This window comes from Apibacter muscae (assembly GCF_007845595.1).
Lineage (GTDB): Bacteria > Bacteroidota > Bacteroidia > Flavobacteriales > Weeksellaceae > Apibacter > Apibacter muscae.
On record NZ_SELI01000015.1, the window covers coordinates 190,786 to 213,395 of the forward strand.

The following is a 22,610-nucleotide window of genomic DNA, read 5'->3' on the forward strand; positions in this document are numbered from 1 at the left end:
ATGGAAAAAAAAATTAAGTTATTACTTGTAGAGGACGATCCTAGTTTTGGATCGGTATTAAAGGACTATCTTACCCTTAATGACTACGACGTTACTTTAGCAATTGATGGAGAAGATGGTTTAGAAAAATTTAAAGCTGACACCTTTGATGTATGCCTCTCTGATGTAATGATGCCTAAAAAGGACGGATTTACTTTAGCTAAAGAAATTATTGATTTAAATCCTGATATTCCATTGATCTTTCTAACCGCTAAAAATATGCGCGAGGATATTTTAACCGGGTATAAATTAGGAGCAAATGACTATATAACTAAACCCTTCGATTCTGAAGTATTGCTTTACAAAATTAATGCTGTACTCCAAAGAAATTCAAATTCTACAATCAATAGTGAGAATGATGTAAAGGAAGTTTATGAGATATCTAATTTCAAATTTAATACTAAGTTAAGACAACTTGAGATAAATGGAAAAATGCATAAACTATCTCCCAAAGAGAATGAATTATTAAAATTATTATGTAAATATAAGAACGACCTAATGCCTAGAGAAGAAGCTCTAACCAAAATATGGCACAATGACAATTACTTTACTTCTAGAAGTATGGATGTTTACATTGCTAAAATTAGAAAATTATTGAAAGAAGATGACAATATTGAAATTGCCAATATACATGGAGAAGGATTCCGTCTTTTGGTAAAAGAATAAGCCTAGATAACTGAAATAGCACAATTATTATTTTCATTTTATGAGTGAAAACTTAAAAAGTTTAGTAATACCTTTACTAAACTTTTTAAGTTTTTGTTGATTAATATTATTTATATAAAATGGATAATTTAAAAAAAGCTCCTAATATTTACGATTTAGAAAATAAAAAAATAAGTTCTCTTTTATGGGAATATGCTATCCCTGGAATCATTGGAACCGTTGCAGTTGCTTTATATAGCATTATTGACAGCATATATATTGGCAATAACAAATATTTAGGAGATCATGCCAATGGCGGCTTGGGTATTTTACTTCCAATTATGAATTTTCTTTCTGGAATAGGTATGCTAATAGGCGCTGGAGCAGCAGCAAGAACATCCATTTTTCTAGGAAAAAAAGATAATATTTCAGCTGAAAAAATAGTTGGCAATTCAATTATATTAAGCATTGTTTTAACACTCTTTCCCGTTATATATATATACATTTATATTGGTAAAATCCTCTTTTTGTTAGGGACTACTTCTGAAACTTTACCTTTTGCCAAAGAATTTTTAAAGTATTATCTACCAGGGAATATTTTTTTAATTTTAAATTTCTCTTTAAATAATATCATGAGATCTTCGGGTTACCCTAAGAAAGCTATGTACACGATGTTAATTGGCGTAGGAGCAAACATTATTCTAGCTCCAATTTTTATATTTATACTAAATTTAGGAATGAAAGGAGCTGCAATAGCAACAAACTTATCAATCTTCTTAGGTTTATGCTTTGTATTAACACACTTTTTTCAACATAAGAACACCTTAACCTTGAAGTGGAAACGATTAAAACCTGATTTTAGGATAATATGGGCTATTATTAGTATAGGGTTTGCCCCGTTTTTTATTTTGATAGCTGCCTCATTAATTGTTTTTATAATCAATCATAGATTAGTTTCTTATGGTGGAAGTATTGCTATAGAGGCTTATACTTTGGCTAATCGGATATTGATGGTGTTTATCATGATCATTGTAGGATTGACGCAAGGAATGCAGCCCATAATCGGTTATAACTATGGAGCCAAACGATTGGATCGTGTAAAACAAACATTAAAATACACATTAAAAGTTGGATTTATAATAGGTTTAATAGGTTGTATTTCTGGAGTAATATTTCCGCATATTATTATTAAAATGTTTAACCCTTCACCTTATCTAGCTAAACATGCAGAAAGAGCCTTACATATATTAACATTAACTCTACCTTTAAGTGGAATACAAATGGTAATTTCCTCTTATTTTCAATGCATAGGAAAAGCAATAAAAGCATTCTTTTTAAGCATGACTCGACAATTCCTTATCTTGATTCCTGCTTTATATATTCTGCCTAAATATTTTGAATTGAATGGAATATGGTATTCTGTTACAATATCTGATACAATATCTACATTAATAGCTATAATAATGTTTATCCTACAAATAAAAACCTTTAAATATATTAAATAAAAATCTCGTTTGTTTATTTAATATAAATAATAAACAAACCTATTATTTATTGTAAAATAAATAATAGGTTTGTTTATTAGTATTTTAATATATTATAAATCAATAATATATTTTCTTTTTTTATATTTGCAAACTTAACTATTGTATCAAAACAGTATGCATTGTTTAATTACAATCTATAATTCAATATAAACTGAACTAATTATGAAAAATAAAGAAGTTCTTATTGTTTCACCTTTTGAAATTCCAAACGTAAGATTAGCACTACAAACTTTAAAATCTGGAGCTTTTCCTATTTTGCACTTAGGCAGAAATAAAAAAATTGCAATTAATAAATTAAAAGAACTTTCTGAAAAAACTTCTGAAAAATTTGGTATTAGTGGTTGTTCATATATTCTTTCTGAAATAGAAATACCTACTAATGTTTCAAAAGTAATAACTCCATATATTTCAAATATAAAACTAGATTATACTATTGACATACTTTACCAAGTATTTTCTTTTGAAGAAGCAGAATTAGCTATTAAAAATGGAGTTAAATCAATAATAATAAAAGGAAATGAAGGTTCAGGAAAGGTTTCCTACGAATCATCTTTTATTCTATTTCAGAATATACTAAAAAAATACCCAAATCCTGATTTCAATATATATGTACAAGGAGGATTTGGGGTTCATACTTCTGCTGCTGCTCTAGCATTAGGTGCACATGGGGTTATTTTTGATAGTCAAGTAGCTCTATTTCCAGAGAGTAATACTCCAGAGAATTTAAAAAATATCCTTTCTAAATTAAGTGGAAGTGAAACGATTGTAGTAGAAAACTATAGATTTTTATCAAGAAAAAACTCACCTAAACTACCCGAATCCCCTACCTTCAAAGATGTGGAACCTTTTATTGGTGGACTTGATATTGAATCTAATCTAATCCCTTTGGGGCAAGATATAGCATTAGCTGTAGATTATTTAGAAAAATATAAAAAATTAGACAATTTTGTATTTGCCGTTAAAGAAGCAACCTATGGGCATCTTTTACAAGCTCAAAAATTAAATTCAATTGAAAAAAATAGTCCTTTAGCCAAAGAATTAAAAATTAAGTACCCTATAGCCCAGGGACCAATGGCTAGAGTTAGCGATATACCTGAATTTGCTGAAAAAGTAGCCAATGAAGGAGCCATTCCATTTATCGCTATGAGTCTTATGATTGGAAACGCAGCCAAAAATGCCGTTAAAAATACCTATGATTTATTAAAAGATAAACCTTGGGGGGTTGGAATTCTTGGCTTCGCTCCTTCTCAGATTAGAGAAGAACAAATGAAGTACATTTTAGAAAATAAACCCCCAGTTGTTATAATTGCTGGCGGAAGACCTTCTCTCGCTAAACCATACGAAAAAGAAGGAATTAAAGCTTTTTTACATGTACCATCAGTTTCCTTATTAGATTTGTTCCTTAAAGAAGGAGCCAAAAATTTTATATTTGAAGGAAGAGAAAGTGGAGGTCACGTTGGTCCCTTAGCTAGTTTAGTTCTTTGGGAAAAACAAATTTTCAGATTACTTAAAGAAGAACAACCGTCTTTAATAAATGTATTCTTTGCTGGTGGAATCCATGATTCTTTCTCATCAGCATTTGTATCAATAATGTCAGCATCACTTGCTGCAAAAGGAGTGAAAATTGGAATCCTTATGGGTAGCTCTTACCTATTTACGAAAGAGGCTGTAGATACCGGTGCTATTTCTAAAGTCTATCAACAAGAGTCCATAAATTTAGATAAAACTATATTACTTGAAGCCGCAGCCGGGCAAGAAACAAGAGCTTTACCTACACCTTTTACTGAAGAATTCCTTAATGAAAAGAAACGTCTAATAGCTCAAGGACTAGACTCTAAAGAAGTTTGGTTAAAATTAGAAGAAATGAACTTGGGCCGTCAAAGAATTTCTGCAAAAGGAATTGAAAGAAAAGGAGATAAACTCGTTGAATTAAACCATAAGGAACAACTTCAAAAAGGTGTCTTTATGATTGGAGCAATAGCTTCATTAAGAAATAAAGCTCTTTCAATAAAAGATCTTCATAAAGAAGTTGCTGTTGACAATAATACCCTTATATCTAATTTAAGTGAAATATCAAAACCAGCAAATAAACAAAAAAACACCAAGTTAGCCATTGTCGGAATGGCTGGAATATTTCCAAAAGCCAAAGATCTTGATGAATATTGGAAAAATATTTTATTAGGAGAGGATTGTATTACTGAAGTTCCTAACGACCGATGGAATAAAGATCTTTTCTACAATCCTAATACAAGAGATACAGATTATATATCTTCTAAATGGGGAGGTTTTATACCAACCATTGACTTTGATCCTTTAGAATTTGGAATTCCTCCACAATCATTAGCTTCCATTGAACCTGTTCAGCTATTAAGTCTACTCGTAGCAAAAAGAGCTTTTGAAGATGCCGGTTATGATATGAAAAATTTTGATGGAGAAAATACTTCCGTTATTATTGGTGCAGAAGGAGCTACAGAACTTGCTTCAAGCTATGGATTTAGAGGTTATGCTAAACAAGTTTTTGGAGAACTACCAGAAGAACTAAAACAAGCCCTACCTAAACTAAATGAAGATTCATTTCCTGGAGTACTATCCAATGTAGTTGCAGGTAGAATTACCAATCGTTTAAATCTAGGCGGTTGCAATTATACCGTTGATGCGGCTTGCGCCTCATCCTTAGCTGCCATGGATATTGCTTGCCAAGAATTACAAAGTAATAGATCAGACATAGTTTTGGTTGGTGGTGCAGATTTACATAATGGATTAAATGATTTTTTAATGTTCTCTGCAACACATGCTCTCTCTAGAAAAGGTAAATGCGCCTCTTTTGATGCTGATTCTGATGGGATAGCTTTAGGAGAAGGGATTGCTATGTTAGTTTTAAAAAGACTGGAAGACGCTGAACAAGATGGCGATAGAATTTACGCAGTTATCCGTGGCACAGGTGGAAGTAGCGACGGAAAAAGTTTAGGAATGACAGCACCTAACAAAAAAGGACAAATGAAAGCTTTACAACGAGCGTATAAAAATTCAGGAGTTTTGCCTTCAGAAGTTGGATTAATTGAAGCACATGGAACAGGCACAGTAGTTGGAGACCGTACAGAGTTAAATGCTCTTACTGATATGTTTTTAGAATCTGGAGCTCAAGTGGGTCAAACCCACTTAGGTTCTGTAAAAACCCAAATTGGACATACGAAATGTTCCGCTGGTATTGCGGGCGTAATTAAAGCAGCATTATCTACTTACTACGGCATAAAACCACCAACAATAAATTTAAAGAAACCGAACACTTATTACAATCAAGAATTAAGTCCTTTTGTATTTAATACTCAAGCTGGATTATGGAACGACGATAAAAGAATTTCAGGAATAAGTGCATTCGGATTTGGAGGAACTAACTTCCATGTAGTTATCGAAAACTATCAATCCGATATAAAAAAGGCCAGTGCATTAAATAGTTGGCCCTCAGAACTCTTTATTTTTAGAGGAGATCATAAAGAGGAAGCTCTCTTACTAGCAAAAAAAATTAAAACTTTACTTAATACAAATAAAAGTCTAAAAATCAAAGACATTGCTTACAGTTTAGCTACCTATAATCAAAAAGAAATTCAATTTTCTATTATTGCACAAAATATAGAGGAATTAGATTTAAAAATTGATAATATTCTTCTTAATAAAGAAGATCAAAATATTTATTTAAGAAAAGAAATTGATGGAAAAGTAGCATTTCTTTTCTCAGGTCAAGGAAGCCAACGCGTTAATATGGCTAGAGATTTATTTGTAGCCTTTCCATCCATGAGGAAGTTATTAAATCAAAACAGAGAATATGAAAAAATATTATTTCCTCATACTGTTTTTGATAATGGTAGTAAAATTCAACAAAATAAGATCATAACTGACACAAGAAATACTCAACCTACCCTAGGAATTGTAGATTTAGCTATTGCAGAGTTTTTAAATTCTTTAGGTATCACTCCTGATGTAGTTGCGGGACATAGTTATGGTGAATTACCTGCTTTATGTTTTGCAGGAGTTTTTGATTCTGAAAAACTTGTTTATTTAAGTAAAGAAAGAGCTGAATCTATCCTTAAAGCTATAAAAGAGGATAAGGGAAAAATGATTGTCACTAGTGCCAATGAAGAAGAATTAAGTTCTTTATTAAAAGATGAAAATGAAATATGGGCAGTAAATTATAATTCTCAAAAACAAATTATTTTAGCTGGTAGTACATCAGCAGTTGCTAAATTTATAGAAAAAGCTAAAGAAAACAAGATTTCATGCAAAGAATTAACTGTAGATTGTGCTTTCCATAGCCCCCTACTTAAAGATGCTGAAAAATTCTATAGCAAAATACTTAAAGATATTAAATTTAAAGAACCAAAAATACCTGTTTGGTCCAATACTACTGCAGAAGAATATCCTTCTCAAGAGACTAAAATCAAAGAACGACTTTCTGAACATCTTATTAAACCGGTATTATTTACTCAAGAGGTCAATAACTTATACAATAATAACGTAAAAATTTTCATTGAGACGGGTCCTGGCAGAGTATTGACCAATTTAGTACAAACTATTTTAGGGAAAGAAGATATCGTGACAATCCAAACGGAGGAAAAAGGGAAAGAAGGTATAAGTTTTTTACTACAAGGAATTGCACAATATATTTCTACCGGTAGAAATATTAATTTAGAGAAATTATTTGAAGATAGAGAGGTTGCGAAATTAAAAATTGATGAACCTGAATTCTACAAGAACAAACCAACCAACTGGTTAATTAATGGGCATTATGCTGTACCATCTATTGGAGAGTTACCAGCAAATGGAGCATTACCAATTGTTCAACCTTTAAATTTATTAGGGAAATTAAGCTCCCAAAATTATAATTCTGAAAATCTAACAGAATCTGACCATATCATGCTTGAATATTTGGGAAATATGAAAAGTATGATTCAAAATCAACGAGATGTAATGTTGGGCTATCTAGGTCAAGATATTCATGCAGGTATAAGAGTTGAATCTAAAGACAATTTTCAAAAAAATACTATACAATATAATTCTGGCAATGGTTCTTCTGACATTATAGAATCACCACAAAACAATGCTCAAGATCTTGCGCCAGCTAAATCCTCTCCGTCCATATCCTTAGAAATTATACAAAATACTCTACTTGAAACCGTAAGTGAAAAAACTGGTTATCCTGTTGAAATGCTAGGTTTAGACCTAGATTTAGAAGCAGATTTAAGCATTGATTCTATTAAAAGAATGGAAATTATTGGTGCTTTAAAAGAAAAGCTAAATATTACCGCTGATTTTGAAGAATCTGAAGACGCTATTGAAAAAATGGCTTCTATTAAAACATTAAGTGGTGTAATTGGATGGGTGGAAGAATTAGTTAAAGAAGAGCAAAACTCAAAACATATAATCGATTCTTCCAATTCTAATCACGGAATTACCCAAAGTAATCAGGGCAAAGAATCTATATCTCTAGAAATAATCAAGAGCACATTATTGGATACTGTAAGCGAAAAAACTGGTTATCCTGTAGATATGCTAGGATTAGATTTGGATTTAGAAGCAGACTTAAGCATTGATTCTATTAAAAGAATGGAAATTATTGGTGCTTTAAAAGAAAAGCTAAATATTACTGCTGATTTTGAAGAATCTGAAGATGCTATTGAAAAAATGGCTTCTATCAAAACATTAAATGGCGTTATTGGGTGGGTGGAAGAATTAGTGAATGAAGACTTAAAAAAAGAAACAAAAGTAATAACTACCCAAGCCAATTCTTCTATAAGTACTATTTCTTTTGATGCTGAAACCATAGCTGAATTAGAAAGCGACTTAAATGAAAATAATATTGAGAATGAACCTATTTTAAGAACTTTTTTTGAGCTTAAAAATTATCCTATAGATTCTAAAGAAAAGCTTGAAATAGCTAATAAATATTTTGCGTTAACAGATCAAGGCGATAATTTAAGTAAGAATGTTAAAAAATTATTAGAAGAAAAAGGTGCATTTGTTGATTTTATAACTGGTAATGAAAATGACTTATCAAAATACGATGGTCTATTAATTTTTAAAACTAATAAATCTTCCATAGATTACACCATTGAAGATGTATTCCATATGATTAAAAAGCTAAATATGGATAAGGTTCAATGGATTTATCTCATTGAAGATATCATGGCTGGTTTAGAAAAAAAACAAAGCATTTCTGAATTTAAAATATTACCAGGATATTCTGGATTTATAAAAAGTTTAGCTCGTGAATATTCGAAAATCAATTGTAGAATTATATCCTCACTTACTAATTTTGATGAATATTTGCCTACTTTAATATATCAAGAACTTGAGATCTCAGACATTTCAGCAGAAGTATTTTACAAAAATAAAGACCGCTACCGATTAAATTTAATTCCTGAAAAAATTCAAACCAAAAAAAATTCAAAGCTTGAATTAGATACTGATTCTGTAGTGCTAGTCTTAGGTGGCGCCCAAGGCATCACTGCCGAATTAACTGAACAATTATCCACGGAATATCCTTGTAATTATATATTAGTTGGACGTTCAAAAAAACCAACAAAAGAAGATCATAAATATATTTCATTGAATGATAAAAATGAAATTCGAAAATTTTTAATAAGCAACGAAGGAATGAAAATTCCTGCTGAAATAGAAAAAAAAGCACAAATGATTGATAAAACCAATCAAATCATTAAAACTATTTCACAAATAGAAAGTTCAGGATCTAAGGTTACTTATTTCTCTCTAGACGTTACTAACGATAATGAGTTTAAAAAATTAATTAAAAACATTTATAAACAATACGGGAAAATTGATGGAGTAATCCATGCAGCAGGTATTTTAGAAGATAAACTTTTTTCTCAAAAGACCTATGAATCTTTTGAAAAAGTATATACAACTAAGATTAAACCTCTCCATGTCTTACTAGATGAATTAAAAGATAATCTAAAATTTATGGTTTTCTTTAGTAGCATTGCTTCTGTTTATGGAAATCGTGGACAAATAGATTATGCAGCAGCTAATAGTATTTTTGATAGAATATCTTTGTTATCAAACAACATAAAGGATATTCGTATACTTACCATAAATTGGGGACCTTGGAAAGGTACCGGAATGGTTTCAAGTGCATTAGAAGCAGAATTTAAGAAAAGAGGAGTTGGAATGATTCCTTTAAAACAAGGAGGTAAAGAATTTGTTAATGAGTTGAAATACGGCACCCACAATCAAGTACTGGTTATGGGAGGAAACGAAGACGAGGTTAAACAATTTTTTGGTATTTAACTTATGAAAAGTACAGATATTGCAATTGTAGGAATGTCCTGCCTCTTCCCCGATGCAAAAAATATTCAGGAATTTTGGAACAATCTTATTTCTGGTAAAAATTCAATAACTGAAACTCCTAATTCTAAATTTGATATTCTTGTAAAGAATACAACGAATTGTTTAACCTCAATTAAAGGTGGATTTATTCCTTCAATAAATCTTGACTTTGAAAGTTTAAATCTTTCAAAGTCAGAAATTCAAAATGTTGATATCGATAGTTTATTAGCTTTTAAATTAGTTGTGGATGCGCTCGAAGATGCTTCTATTTCAAGAAATGACTTATCAAATTCATGTGTAATAATTGGTGAAGAAAATAATATTAGTTCTTCTAATATAAATGCCATTGATACTTTTCACACTAAAGAACAATTGATACAAATTATTAGAAATATTTTACCTAACTTAACAGAAGATCAAATTGTTGAAATTGAAAAAGAATACTTAAAGAACAGAAATGCAGATAGAATAATTAGTACAAACATCGCGTCTTTTATCTCAAATAAACTAAATATTAATGGAGCTGCCTATTCTTTAGATTCTTCTTATTCAAGTTCTTTACTAGCGCTAGAACATGCAATCAAAGAATTAACATCCAACCGCATAGAAATAGGAATTGTTGGGGGTATTAATTTTACTCTTAATTCTACTAATTTAGGAATTTATTCAAAAAAAGGTATTTTAAACAACAATCCAAACGATCAAATTTTCAATAACTCTGGAGAAATTTTTTTGGGTGAAGGTGCAGGCTTCGTTATTTTAAAAAAACTTGATCAAGCTATCTTAGATAATAATAAAATTTATGCTACCATACAAGGCATAAGTTCAAATTCAATTTCAGATATTGAAATAGGGCAAAAAGAAGCCATTAAAAACGCATGGAAGCAAGCACAAATATCTCCCAAAGATATCGATTATATTGAAGCTAGTGCTTCTTCAATGAATAAAGAGGATCAAACAGAAATAAAAGTTCTTTCAAACTTATTTAAAGACAAAAAAATTACGGTTGGAACTCTAAAACCTAATATAGGAAATACACTATCTGCCTCAGGAATTGCTAGTATAATTAAAGTTGTCTTATCACTTTATAATCAAGAAATTCCATCAACATTAAATGATAAAATTTGCAATGAGGAATTAAAAGATACGCCAATTATCATTCCTGTACAAAATATTCAAAACGAGAATTTAATGTATGCTGGAATTAATTCCTTTGGATTAGAAGGAATGAATATGCATACAATACTTAAAGTTCATGACAAGAATTCCAAACTAAAAAACTTATCTTCAGTTAGATTTACAGATGAAGTTATAGCTGTTACTGCAAATTCTAAAGAAGAATTAATCAAAGCATTGGATGAAGAAAATTTTTCTATTGCAAACAATACTGGAAAATATCGTTTAGTCTTATTTAATCCAGTAAAAGAACGTATTGAAAAAGCGAAAAAACTAATTTCAAAAGATAAACCTTGGAAAGGTAGGCAGGATATTTGGTTTACAAACGAACCTCTTCTAAATGAAAATGGTAAAATTGTTTTTTTATTCCCAGGCTTTGATCCTTCCTCCCAACTAGAAATAGAAAGTATTGCTCCATATTTTGATTTAAAAAATTCTTATAATAAGAATCTAAGAGATGACGATCAAAGATTATTGAATCAATCTTTTAAACAATCATATGCTTGTGAGATATCTAATAAAGCCTTAAAAGATATAGGTGTTCTTCCAGATATGAACGCTGGTCATAGTCTAGGAGAATGGTTTGCAGCAAATGCAGCTGGTCTATTTAGCGAAAATACTACTTCAGATTTATTAAAATCAATGGATCCTGAAAAATTTGAAATTGAAGGTATCTATTTTATAGCTGTTGGAGCTGGAACGGATAAAATTAATCCTATACTTGAAAATATTCCGGATTTATACCTTTCCAACGACAATTGTCCAAGTCAAGTACTATTGTGTGGAACTGAAAAGGCAAAAGATACTCTAATAAAGTATTTAAAAAGTGAACAAATATTTTATCAAGTTCTAACATTTCAATCTGGATTTCATTCACCCTTTATTAAGGATAAACTTTATTTGTTAGATGAAGCTCTAGAACATATTAAACTAAAGAAAAATACAATCCCTGTTTGGTCTGCAACTACCTTAGAACAATATTCTCATACTAAAAAAGAGTTTAAAGAATTAACCATTAAACACTTAACAGAACCCATATTATTTCGTGAATTAATACAAAAATTGTACAATCAAGAAAAGGCAAGAATATTTATTCAAGTTGGTGGTGGTAGCTTGATTGGCTTTGTAGATGATATACTAAAGGAAAACGATTATTCAGCAATATCAACTTCAGTACCTAATCGTACAACTCTTGAGCAGTTAAGACGAATATTGGCGTTATTATTTATTGAAGGTAAAAGCATAAACATTGATTTTTTGGGTTTAAGAAATTCAAGTATTAAAAATTCGGTTGAAATAAATCTAAATGAAAATTCATCCATTGTAAAAGATTTTCCTACTCTACAAAATTTAGTTGAAAATTTACAAGTTCAATCATCTCATACTGACACTCATAACAAAATTGATGATTTACTAATCAAGTCCAATCACCCAGTGATTCAAGCTCTGAATGATAACACTCTGGAAATAATTCAGATGCAAAAAGAATTTTCTGAAATCATTCGAAGGCGAAATGATAATATTTATACTTTTAACAATAAGAATCAAGCTGTTCAACATTTAAAGAAGATTGAAACTAATAAACCTCTTTCTAACCAAACTCTTCCTAGAAAAGGTTCTTCTTTTAAAGAAGATTTATACATTTCCTTAGAGGACCATCCTTATTTAATTGATCACTCTTTGTTTAAACAACCCAAATACTGGAAAGATTTAGAAGATATAAATCCTGTAATACCTATGACCATGTCTTTGGAATTACTTATGGAAACAGCTCTTAAACAAGCACCTGATCAGAAAATATTGTGTTTAGGTCCCGTTAGCGTTTTCCAATGGATGAAAGTATCAAAACCTTTTCAACAAATTATTGAAGGCACATGGAAAAGTGAATCTATTATTTCTTTAAAAATTAAAAATTTTGCAAATGCAGAAGTTACTCTAGGAAATGAGTTTTATAATCCTGAACCTTATTATACTAAAGATTTTGATTTAGGAAAAGACTTAGCTTCTATACCTACTCCAAAAACTATTTATACGAGGCATATGTTCCATGGCCCTGCCTATCAAGGAATCCATGAAATAAAAAATATTACTCAAAAAGGACTTAGAGCCATTATTAAAAAATCATCAGGAAAAGGATCCTTACTGGATAACATTGGCCAGTTATTCGGTCTTTATCTTCAAGTCACCTTGGGTGAAGAATCAAATGTTAGTTTTCCTGTAAAAATAGAAGAAATAAATTTTTATCAAGAATTTACAGATCAAGAAGGAACTTTTGAATGTATATGTTTACCTACGTCAATTACAGAAAAAATTGCTACCACCGATATTATTATTAAAAGAGATAATAAAATTTGGTGCATAATCAAAGGTTGGAAAAATCAAATTTTTGAAGGATTTGATAAAAATCTGTGGAATATGACCATGAATCCTTCTGAAAATATAATTTCTAAAAATATAGAAGAAAATAATATATACTTTTTCAATAATATCTATAACAGAGCTGTAAACTGGGATTTTTTAATGAATATATATCTTAATAAAGAAGAAAAAGAGCATTACAATTCCTTAATGCTCAATAAAAAGAAAGATTTTCTTATAAGTAGAATATGTTTAAAAGATAATGTTCGAAAATATATTTCTAATAAGTTTGGAAAAAATTATTACCCAATTGAAATCAGCGTTCAACATGATTTAAATAATAAACCTTATGTACGGGGTATTTCAGAAGCTGAAAAAATTGAAATATCTATAGCGCATAAAGATAGCAATTCAGTAAGTATCGTTTCTGATAAGCCCATAGGTATAGATATAGAACTTATTCAATCCAGAGAACAAGGATTCTTAGATCTATCCTTTACAGAAAATGAATTAAAATTAATTAAAGATAAAGATCTTTCAGAATGGAGTACTCGTTTATGGGTTGCAAAAGAGGCTTATGGAAAGAAATTAGGATTAGGTTTACAAGGAAACCCCAAAAAATATGAAGTCGAAAACATAGAGGATAACATACTATCCATAAATAAAACTAAAATAAAAACAATAAAGTTAAATAATTATATCATAGGATGGACCCAATAGAAAAGCAAAAGGAAGAAGTTTACGAGCAATTAAAAAAATACATAACTGAAATAATAGGGGAAGATATAGCTGAAGAATTAGATATTTCTCCAAAGAGTATTTTTACTAAAGACCTAGAAATGGATAGCATTGAAATTGTTTCACTTGCAGAAAAAGTGAAAGCAAAATATGGGGATGTTATTGATTTCAATGGTTGGCTTTCAGAAATGGAGATGGAACAATTAATAAAATTATCAATTGAAGACATAGTAAATCTTATTGTTGATGCCCTTAATAAAAATAAATAATAAAAACGTAAATGTTTTAGAATTAAACCCAGAAGGAAAAAGTACTATTGTAATGATTCATGGTATGTTTACTAATTCTTCTATATTTTATTTTAATATAGCACCAATTTTAGCTAAAAAATTCAGAATTATTATGTATGATCTTAAAAGTCATGGATTAAGTGAAAAAGTGGATCATGGATATGATTTAAAGACTCTCTCGAAGGATTTTATTGATTTGCTGGAAGAATTTAAGCTAGAGAAAGTGAGTATTGTAGGTTATAGTTTTGGCGGACTAATCGCCTTATATATAGCCATCTACTATCCTGAAAAAATTGAAAGAATTGCTATTATTGATTCTCCATTGACAAATAGAGACGAAGAAACAGATAAGGTTCTTGAAAAATATGGAAATGAATTTTTGGAACTATATATGAAAAATTATAGTATTTCCACAAACATTAAACCTAATCATAAACAATTAGAAAAAAATAGACGTTTGTATAATTTTCTACTACATGAAACTACTTTGCCAAAAGATCTTATTACAGATGAACATTTTACATCTAAAGAAAATATGGAGAAGGTTAAACATGAAACTCTACTATTGTATGGAAATCAATCAGATTGTCTACCGGATGGTGAATTTTTAAATAATTCAATACCAAAATCTAAATTTTTTATAGGAAATGGAGATCATAATATACCTATACAAAACCATGTATGGATTAATGAAAAACTAAGTACATTTTTTAATATATAAACTAAAATTATGGCTAAATATGCCTTTATAGTCCCCCCTTTAACTGGACATATTAACCCTACTTTGTCACTTGGAAGCGAACTTCTTGATAGAAATCACTCTGTTTCATGGATATGCTTAGATCCAGAATTAAATAAACAACTGCCCAAAGGTGGAGAATTGTTAATCCCGCCTATTGAAGCCAGTAATGAAGAAAAAAGTAAATTGATTGCTTATGCAAAAGAGTTACAAAAAAAGAAAGTATATGGTATAGATAGTCTAAAATTTTTATACGAAGAAGTGCTTACCCCTATGAATTCGCTTATGATACAGGGGATTGAAAAAATTTTACAAAAATATAAACCAGATGTAATTATCCATGATCATCAAATTTATGCAGGATCAGTTGCAGCATTAAAATATAATATTCCATACGCTACATCGGTCACAGCCCCAGCCTCTATAAAAGTAAACGCAAACTTTCCTAAAATACATGAATGGGAAGGAGAACAAATAATTAAATTTCAAAATAACAATGGTATTTTAAAAAATGAAAGATTAGACTGCTCTTCTTTGCTTACCTTGGTATATACTTCTAAAATTTTTTTTGGAGAAAACAATTTACCCTCAAATTTTAAATTTATAGGTCCTGCAATCGCAACTAGACATCTAAATATAGAATTTGATTGGAAAAAATTTGAAATTATAGGAAATAATCGACCAAAAATACTAGTAAGCATTGGTACTAACTTCGATTATAAACAAAAAATAGAATTTTTTAATAAAATCATTGAAGCTTTTGAAGATCAAGAAGTAGCTGTAGTTCTAATCTCAGATCCAAATTTATTTAAAAAAATACCTAAAAACTTTATTATACAAAACAAAATTCCTCAGTTAGAAATTATCCCTCATATACAGCTAGTTATATGTCATGGAGGAAATAATACTGTTTGTGAGGCACTAAGTGAAGGGATTCCCTTAGTCGTAATCCCTATAGCCTACGATCAATCATTTATTTCAACCTGTGTTGTTGAAAATGGTGTAGGTATAAGACTTAACTTTAATAGATTTAAAGTTCAACATTTAAAAAATGCAGTAACTACTATCTTAAATGAAAATTCATTTAAAGAAAATGCTCGTTTCATTCAAAAATCTTTTAAGGAAGCAGGAGGTATTAAAAAAGGAGCAGATTATTTGGAACAGTTACTAAATTAAATTGAAATTATGTCAAAAATAATATTTGTAGTCCCACCCTTCTTCGGACATATAAATCCGAGCTTGAGTATTGGAAAAACTCTTTTAGAAAGAGGACATGAAGTGATTTGGACAGGTTTAACGGAACTTAATAAAGAACTAATCCCTAACGGTGGAACTTATTATATTTTAAAAAAATCTTTTCAACAATATCAAAAAGAAATCGAAAACATTATTCACTTACAAGACAAAGGGGCAAATATGCCTGCATTAGAAGCTTTAAAATTAGGTCTACAAGACACTTATATACCTTTAGCTAAAATAATGTTTGATGAATTTAATCAACTTGTAAAATCTTTTGAACCAGATATTATAATTAATGACTGCATAACTTTTGTTGGAGGATTGGTTGCACATTTAAATAAGATACCTTTAGCAACTATAACCCCTATAACCCCTAATGCTATCCACGATCCTGGTACAGCTCCTAAGGTTAGTAAATGGGTTCATGATTCAATAAAGGATTTACAATATTACGTAGGTATTGAGGAAGATGAAGAACTTGTTCTATCTAAAAAATTAAATTTATTTTACACTTCTCAAAAATTTGTAGGGTATAAAAACGATGAAATTCCTCCTTACATGAAATTTATAGGAGCATTAACCGGTAGACCCGATAATACACCTTTCGATTGGGAAAAATTGAATAATGAGAAACGACCTATTATATATATTTCTCTAGGAACAGTTTTAGTTGATATTAGAAAAGAATTTTTCTCTAAAATGGTTGAGGCTCTAGGTGATAAAAACTTCACAGTAGTAGCTGCTACAAATCCAACAATTCTAAACCATTGGCCAGATAACTTTATAGTTCAAAGCTATGTTCCACAATTGAAATTGCTTAAACATGTTGATGTGGTAATTGGCCATGGAGGGTTAAATACGGTCTGCGATACATATATGAATGGAATACCCATGTTAGTAATACCCATGGCTTTTGACCAATCCCATACAGGTGCTTTGATTGAACAATACGGATGTGGAATAAGGCTTAAATATAAACGTCTAAGAACTATAGATATTGAAAATGCGATAGAAGAACTTTTAAACAATCCAAAATATAAAAAATCAGCAAAAGAAATTCAAGAATCCTTTATAGAAGCAGGTGGAAATGATAGTGCTGCTAACTTAATTGAAAATCTTATTAAAAATTAACGATATACCATGTTTAAAATAAATATTACGTCTAAAAAAAACATATCTGATGTCAATATGTATATATTATTACTTATATATGTAATAATAACATTGTTTGCATGTTCAAAAATGTCGCCTCTTTATGTAACAAATGAATGGGCAGATCCTAATGTATATTTTAATGTAGCTAAAGGAATGGTAAATGGTAAGGTTTTATATACAGAAATTTTTGATCACAAAGGACCTTTTATATTCTTCATCTATGCAATAGGATATTTAATTTCTAACAATACATTCTTAGGGGTATTCATGATAGAAATAATCTGTTGGTTTTTTTTAGCAATTTCACTTTATAAGATTAGCAAGATCTACTTTTCAAACAAAGTTTCCTCAATTTTAACGATGCTTTTTTTTATTCCTTTTGTAAAAATAATAAAAGCAGGTGGATCTGTGGAGGAATTTATACTATGCCTAGAAGGAATTAGTTTGTATCTGTTTCTACAATACTTTAATAAAAATAACAGTATACATAAACCAAAATACATGTTTATACATGGAATGCTTTTTACAGCTGTCTTATTAACTAAAATTAATCTGATAATTTTTTGGGTTTTTCCACTTTTATTTATATTTATAAATATTCTTTTTCATAAAGAATTTAAAAATTTAATAAATAATATTCTTTTATTCTTAATAGGTAGCTTAATTATAGCGCTACCTATAATTGGATATTTATATTTTAACAATGCTTTAGAAGAAGCTTACAATATCTATATAAAACTTAATAGTGCCTATGCAAAAATTGGTTCATTAAAAAAAACCACTATCTTATTAACTTTAAGAATACTATATTTATTTATAGAACCATTATCTCTATTTATTTTCGCTACTATCGGAATATTTATATTCCCTCTAAAACACATCAAAAATCCATTAGGAAAATACAGCATCTTATTAACTGGAATTTCGCTTTACATAATTATATTTATGGGGAAATTTCAATATTATTATCCTATTCCATACCTTATTTTCAGCTTTTTGGGATTATTACAAATAGCCAATTATTTAAAAGAAAAAAATACGAATACAAATGTCTATCTATCTATTAAAGACATGTATTTAATAACTCTTATAATTGTATTTGCAAATATAAGCGTATCAAAGATGTCTAACACCCGTGTTGAAGAATGGTTTTTCCCAAAAGATACTTATGCAAGTACAACAGTAATGACTAATAAATTAAGGGTTGAAATTATGAAAGAAAAAAATCCAACACTATTAAACTTAGGTTTTGGTTTAGCTAACAATTTATTTACTACTTGTAATATTGTACCCAACGTAAAATATTTCATTACTCCAAACTTATCTTATAGTTTTTATCCACAACTAAGACAAGAACAGTTTAAGTATATAAAAAATAAAAAAACTGATTTTATTATCATTCAAGAGTATATAACAGGAAGTGATTATTATAAAAAACAAAATCCCGTAGATCGTCCAAGCTATTTAAAAGAATTACCAATACTAAATGAAAATTACAAATTGATTTTAGCAGATACCTTAACTAATTATATTGATGAAAACTCAGATGAAATATACTATCTATACAAAAAGAATCCGTAATTATCTTTAATTTATACTCTGAAAAAGATTATCTTAAATTACAAAGATTTTTCTATCTTTGCATTAGAGTTAGAAAAGTAAAAATTTTTGATTCTAGATATGACAGAAAAATTAGTTCAAGAATTAAATGATTTAGAGCTTAAAATATTAAGTTTAAAAAAAGAAAATTCTGAATTAAAAAAAATAAATAAATATTTAGAAAATTCTCTTTCTATAAAAGAAGATAAATTTATTCAAAAAGAAAAATTATATAAAGAAATAGAAGAACAAAATAGGAGACTAAAAGTAGTAAATGCTTTATCAGGAAGTGAAGAATACAAAAAAGTAATGAAATTGCAAATGAATAGATTGATTAAAGAGATGGATATTTGTATTTCTGATTTAAAAGGCTTTTAATATTGTAATTTATATGTCGTTAAAAGTAAATCTTAAGATTGCAGGAAGAACTTACCCATTAGTTGTTCAAGATGATGAAGAAGAAATCTTACGAAATGCAACCAAGAGAATACAAAAATATGTATCTACATTTGATAAAGATTACAACATTAACGACAAACAAGACTCCTTAGCAATGAGTGCACTGCAATTAGCCTCAGAGCTAGAAAATTTATTAAAAAACATAGATAGAGAGCACAAAGAAATTTTACTAAAAGTAAAAAATATAAAAGCATTAATTACAGATTCGTAGTTATAGTTTTTTTGATCATAAAAATATAAAATTGTGTAGATAAAGTATAGCCTACATTGGTTCTAACTCAATTTAGTAAACTCAACGCAAATGATTGAAATGAGTGATTTGTTTTTTCTATGGCGGGCTGCCTCTCATCTCCCTGAGATGATTTGATAATTTTATTATCAACAGCAGATTACAAAAAAAAAGCATAGCTTAAATCCTGATTTATGGAGTTTACTCAAATCAGTTTTAATAGAATTAATGTAGGCTTTTTTAATTAATATAATATGGAAATAACTATAATCAGTGAACTAATTGCTACCTTACTAATAGGAGGTATTATCGGATTTTTTTTATCAAAAAGTTCTTTAAACAAATTTCGAAATAATAAAATAAAAGAGGCTCAAAATAAAGCCTCGTTAATTATTAAAGAAGCCGTATCAAAAGCTGAAACTGTAAAACAAGAAAAAATGCTTCAAGCAAAGGAAAAATTTCTTGAACTTAAAGTACAGCATGAAGAACAAATAAATCAACGCGAAAAGAAAATTATTGACACAGAAAAAAGAATAAAAGATAAAGAATCCAAACTAAATGATGATCTACATCAAAATAATATTCAAAAAAAACAACTAGATCAAGCCATTAAAGATAATCAATCTAAGGCAGATATCCTTTTAAAAAAGGAAGAAGAATTAAAAAACTTGCACCAACAACAAGTACAAATTTTAGAAAAAATTTCTGGATTTTCTGCAGAAGAAGCAAAAGCAGAACTAATTGATGCATTAAAACACGAAGCTAAAACAAAAGCTCAGGCACAAATACAATCGATTATTGAAGAAGCAAACCTAAATGCTAAAGCCGAAGCCAAAAAAGTAATAATCCAAACCATACAAAGAATAGGAACTGAAGTAGCCATTGAGAATTCAGTTTCAGTATTTAATATAGAGTCTGATGAAATAAAAGGTAGAATCATTGGTAGGGAAGGTAGAAATATTAGAGCTCTTGAAGCTATGACTGGGGTTGAAATTATAGTAGATGATACTCCAGAATCAATTCTATTGTCTTGTTTCGATCCTGTAAGAAGAGAAGTTGCGAGATTATCTTTACATAAATTAGTTACGGATGGACGTATCCACCCCGCAAGAATTGAAGAAGTAGTAGCCAAAACTCAACAGCAAATTGAAGAAGAAATTATTGAAATCGGTAAAAAAACTATTCTTGATTTAGGTATTCATGGCTTAAATCCTGAGTTAGTAAAAATTGTAGGTCGAATGAAGTACAGATCTTCTTATGGTCAAAATCTTCTACAACATTCCCGTGAAGTTGCTAATATAGCTGGAATTCTAGCTTCAGAGTTAGGTGTAAACCCTAAAATTGCAAAAAGAGCAGGATTATTACATGACATTGGAAAAGTTCCTGAAGAAGAATCTGAATTGCCACATGCAATTTTAGGAATGCAATGGGCTGAAAAATATGGAGAAAATTCTACCGTTGTAAACGCAATAGGAGCCCACCACGACGAAATTGAAATGAAGAGCTTAATTGCTCCTATCGTTCAAGTTGCTGATGCAATAAGTGGAGCTAGACCGGGAGCTAGAAGACAAGTCATTGAATCATACATACAGAGATTAAAAGATTTAGAAGATGCTGCTCTTAGCTTTGATGGAGTAAACACCGCTTACGCAATTCAGGCTGGAAGAGAATTAAGAGTTATGGTCCAAAGTGAAAAAATTGACGATCAAAAAGCTTCTCAATTATCTTTTGAGATTAGTGAAAAGATCCAAAATGAATTAACATATCCTGGACAAGTTAAAGTAACTGTAATAAGGGAAACACGCGCAGTGAACGTTGCAAGATAAATTCATTGAATTACTTAAAAAAGTCTGAAATTAACTATTATTTCAGACTTTTTTTAATTCAATTATTCTTCGTCTGGTAAATCTTCATCCAAACTCATATCAATTCCATCAATTTTAACCTTTTTTAAACTATTAGTTTTTAAATCTATATATTCTTTTCTATCCTTATAAATTTTAATCCCACTGAAAATAGCTTGTTCAAAAGAATTATTAGTATTAACCTCAATTTCAATATTAGAAACATCAGAAAAATTTTGGTTTAACCTAAATACTATGTAAGGCGTTCCTCCTACAAAAGAAAAATTATTTTCTTTAAATGAAATATCACAATGAGCTAAAACCTGTTGTTCATTCATTGCTAAAACAGCATCAAAAGATTTATATTCAAAATTTTCAAAGAAACTGTCAGCAGAATAGGGGCCAAAAGCTAAGATTCCTCTTTCAAAACATTCTTTTACTGAAGGTTCAATTATTTTTAACTCCTCCTTTCCAATTAATGTTACATCCTGAGAAAAATTATTTACTCCTAAAACTGCAATTTTAGGCTTTTCAATACAAAAATCTTGAACTAGTGTTTTATTTATTAATTTAATATATTTTGATAAATCTTCTTTTTTTAGTGATTGAGAAAAATCATTTAGCTTTCCACCTCTATTTACAAAAGATATTCTTAAATTTTCATTAAGAATCATATCATAAGGTGAACCGCCTAAATCATTCTTTAACACTTCTAACAATTGTACACCATCCAAGAAACTATTGGACCAAGAATCAATAATTAGGAGATCAATTTGTCCTTGCTTTAATGACTCTATACCGGAAGTAAAAGAAATATTAGCCAAACGAGCAAACTCTTCTATTAAATTTTCATTATTGTTGTCTGCTGAATCCTTCCAAACATTTACAACATTAATTTTTTTATGAACAATTTCACTAGCAGATGCTATACCTTGAAAAAAAATTGAATTATATCCCAATTTTTTTTTCTTCTGAGACAATAATTTAGTTGAGCCGAAAATAACTGGAGTAAAGAATTCTAGCATTTCTCTTTTTTGAAATGTTTTTAGAATAATTTCAATACCAATATCATTAGGGTTACCTAAACTAATTCCCACCTTCAACTTATTATTTAAACTCATATATCTCAAGATTGTAATTTAACAAAAATAAAAAAAATAAATAGATTTAGCTTTGTACTTCATATATAAAGATTCGTTTATTAATTTTGCA

Annotated in this window: 13 protein-coding genes; 12 read left to right on the forward strand and 1 reads right to left on the reverse strand. The window is 29.3% G+C overall.

Translation table 11 applies throughout. From position 1 onward, the window contains the following. The 12 genes from ETU10_RS01975 to rny all read left to right on the forward strand — a co-directional run bounded on the left by ETU10_RS01975 (position 1) and on the right by rny (position 21,380). Positions 1-705 (forward strand): response regulator transcription factor, encoded by a 705-nt coding sequence (locus ETU10_RS01975; RefSeq protein WP_146261494.1) that lies wholly within the window; start codon positions 1-3, stop codon positions 703-705. Between the two features lie 119 nt (positions 706-824). Further along, the gene (locus tag ETU10_RS01980) at positions 825-2,189 is read left to right on the forward strand and encodes an MATE family efflux transporter (RefSeq protein ID WP_146309525.1); all 1,365 of its coding nucleotides are present in this window, start codon (positions 825-827) and stop codon (positions 2,187-2,189) included. A gap of 204 nt (positions 2,190-2,393) precedes the next feature. Beyond that, the gene (locus ETU10_RS01985) at positions 2,394-9,533 is read left to right on the forward strand and encodes a type I polyketide synthase (RefSeq protein ID WP_185145036.1); all 7,140 of its coding nucleotides are present in this window, start codon (positions 2,394-2,396) and stop codon (positions 9,531-9,533) included. Between the two features lie 3 nt (positions 9,534-9,536). Beyond that, positions 9,537-13,826, forward strand: coding sequence for a type I polyketide synthase (locus tag ETU10_RS01990; protein ID WP_146309527.1), 4,290 nt, complete (start codon positions 9,537-9,539; stop codon positions 13,824-13,826). Next, positions 13,814-14,113, forward strand: coding sequence for an acyl carrier protein (locus tag ETU10_RS01995; RefSeq protein WP_146291611.1), 300 nt, complete (start codon positions 13,814-13,816; stop codon positions 14,111-14,113). Before ETU10_RS01990 ends, ETU10_RS01995 begins: the two co-directional genes overlap by 13 nt. Continuing rightward, a complete protein-coding gene (locus tag ETU10_RS02000) occupies positions 14,091-14,855 on the forward strand; it encodes an alpha/beta fold hydrolase (RefSeq protein ID WP_146309528.1) in 765 nt (254 codons plus the stop codon). The genes ETU10_RS01995 and ETU10_RS02000 overlap by 23 nt, the downstream gene beginning before the upstream one ends. Before the next feature lie 9 nt (positions 14,856-14,864). After that, complete coding sequence (locus ETU10_RS11280) at positions 14,865-16,049, forward strand: nucleotide disphospho-sugar-binding domain-containing protein (RefSeq protein ID WP_185145037.1); 1,185 nt, start codon at positions 14,865-14,867, stop codon at positions 16,047-16,049. Between the two features lie 9 nt (positions 16,050-16,058). Beyond that, positions 16,059-17,243, forward strand: coding sequence for a glycosyltransferase (locus tag ETU10_RS11285; RefSeq protein WP_146261501.1), 1,185 nt, complete (start codon positions 16,059-16,061; stop codon positions 17,241-17,243). A gap of 111 nt (positions 17,244-17,354) precedes the next feature. Further along, a complete protein-coding gene (locus ETU10_RS02015; RefSeq protein ID WP_146309530.1) occupies positions 17,355-18,848 on the forward strand; it encodes a glycosyltransferase family 39 protein in 1,494 nt (497 codons plus the stop codon). A gap of 99 nt (positions 18,849-18,947) precedes the next feature. After that, positions 18,948-19,244 carry a hypothetical protein gene (locus tag ETU10_RS02020; RefSeq protein WP_146261503.1) on the forward strand — a complete coding sequence of 99 codons (297 nt, stop codon included), beginning with the start codon at positions 18,948-18,950 and terminating at the stop codon, positions 19,242-19,244. Between the two features lie 13 nt (positions 19,245-19,257). Continuing rightward, positions 19,258-19,536 (forward strand): cell division protein ZapA, encoded by a 279-nt coding sequence (locus tag ETU10_RS02025; RefSeq protein WP_146261504.1) that lies wholly within the window; start codon positions 19,258-19,260, stop codon positions 19,534-19,536. A gap of 272 nt (positions 19,537-19,808) precedes the next feature. Next, positions 19,809-21,380 carry a ribonuclease Y gene (rny, locus tag ETU10_RS02030; RefSeq protein ID WP_146261505.1) on the forward strand — a complete coding sequence of 524 codons (1,572 nt, stop codon included), beginning with the start codon at positions 19,809-19,811 and terminating at the stop codon, positions 21,378-21,380. Positions 21,381-21,442: 62 nt separating this feature from the next. Here rny and ETU10_RS02035 read toward each other — a convergent pair whose 3' ends face one another. Then, the gene (locus ETU10_RS02035) at positions 21,443-22,519 is read right to left on the reverse strand and encodes a 4-hydroxythreonine-4-phosphate dehydrogenase PdxA (RefSeq protein WP_146309531.1); all 1,077 of its coding nucleotides are present in this window, start codon (positions 22,517-22,519) and stop codon (positions 21,443-21,445) included. Between the last annotated feature and the right edge of the window lie 91 nt (positions 22,520-22,610).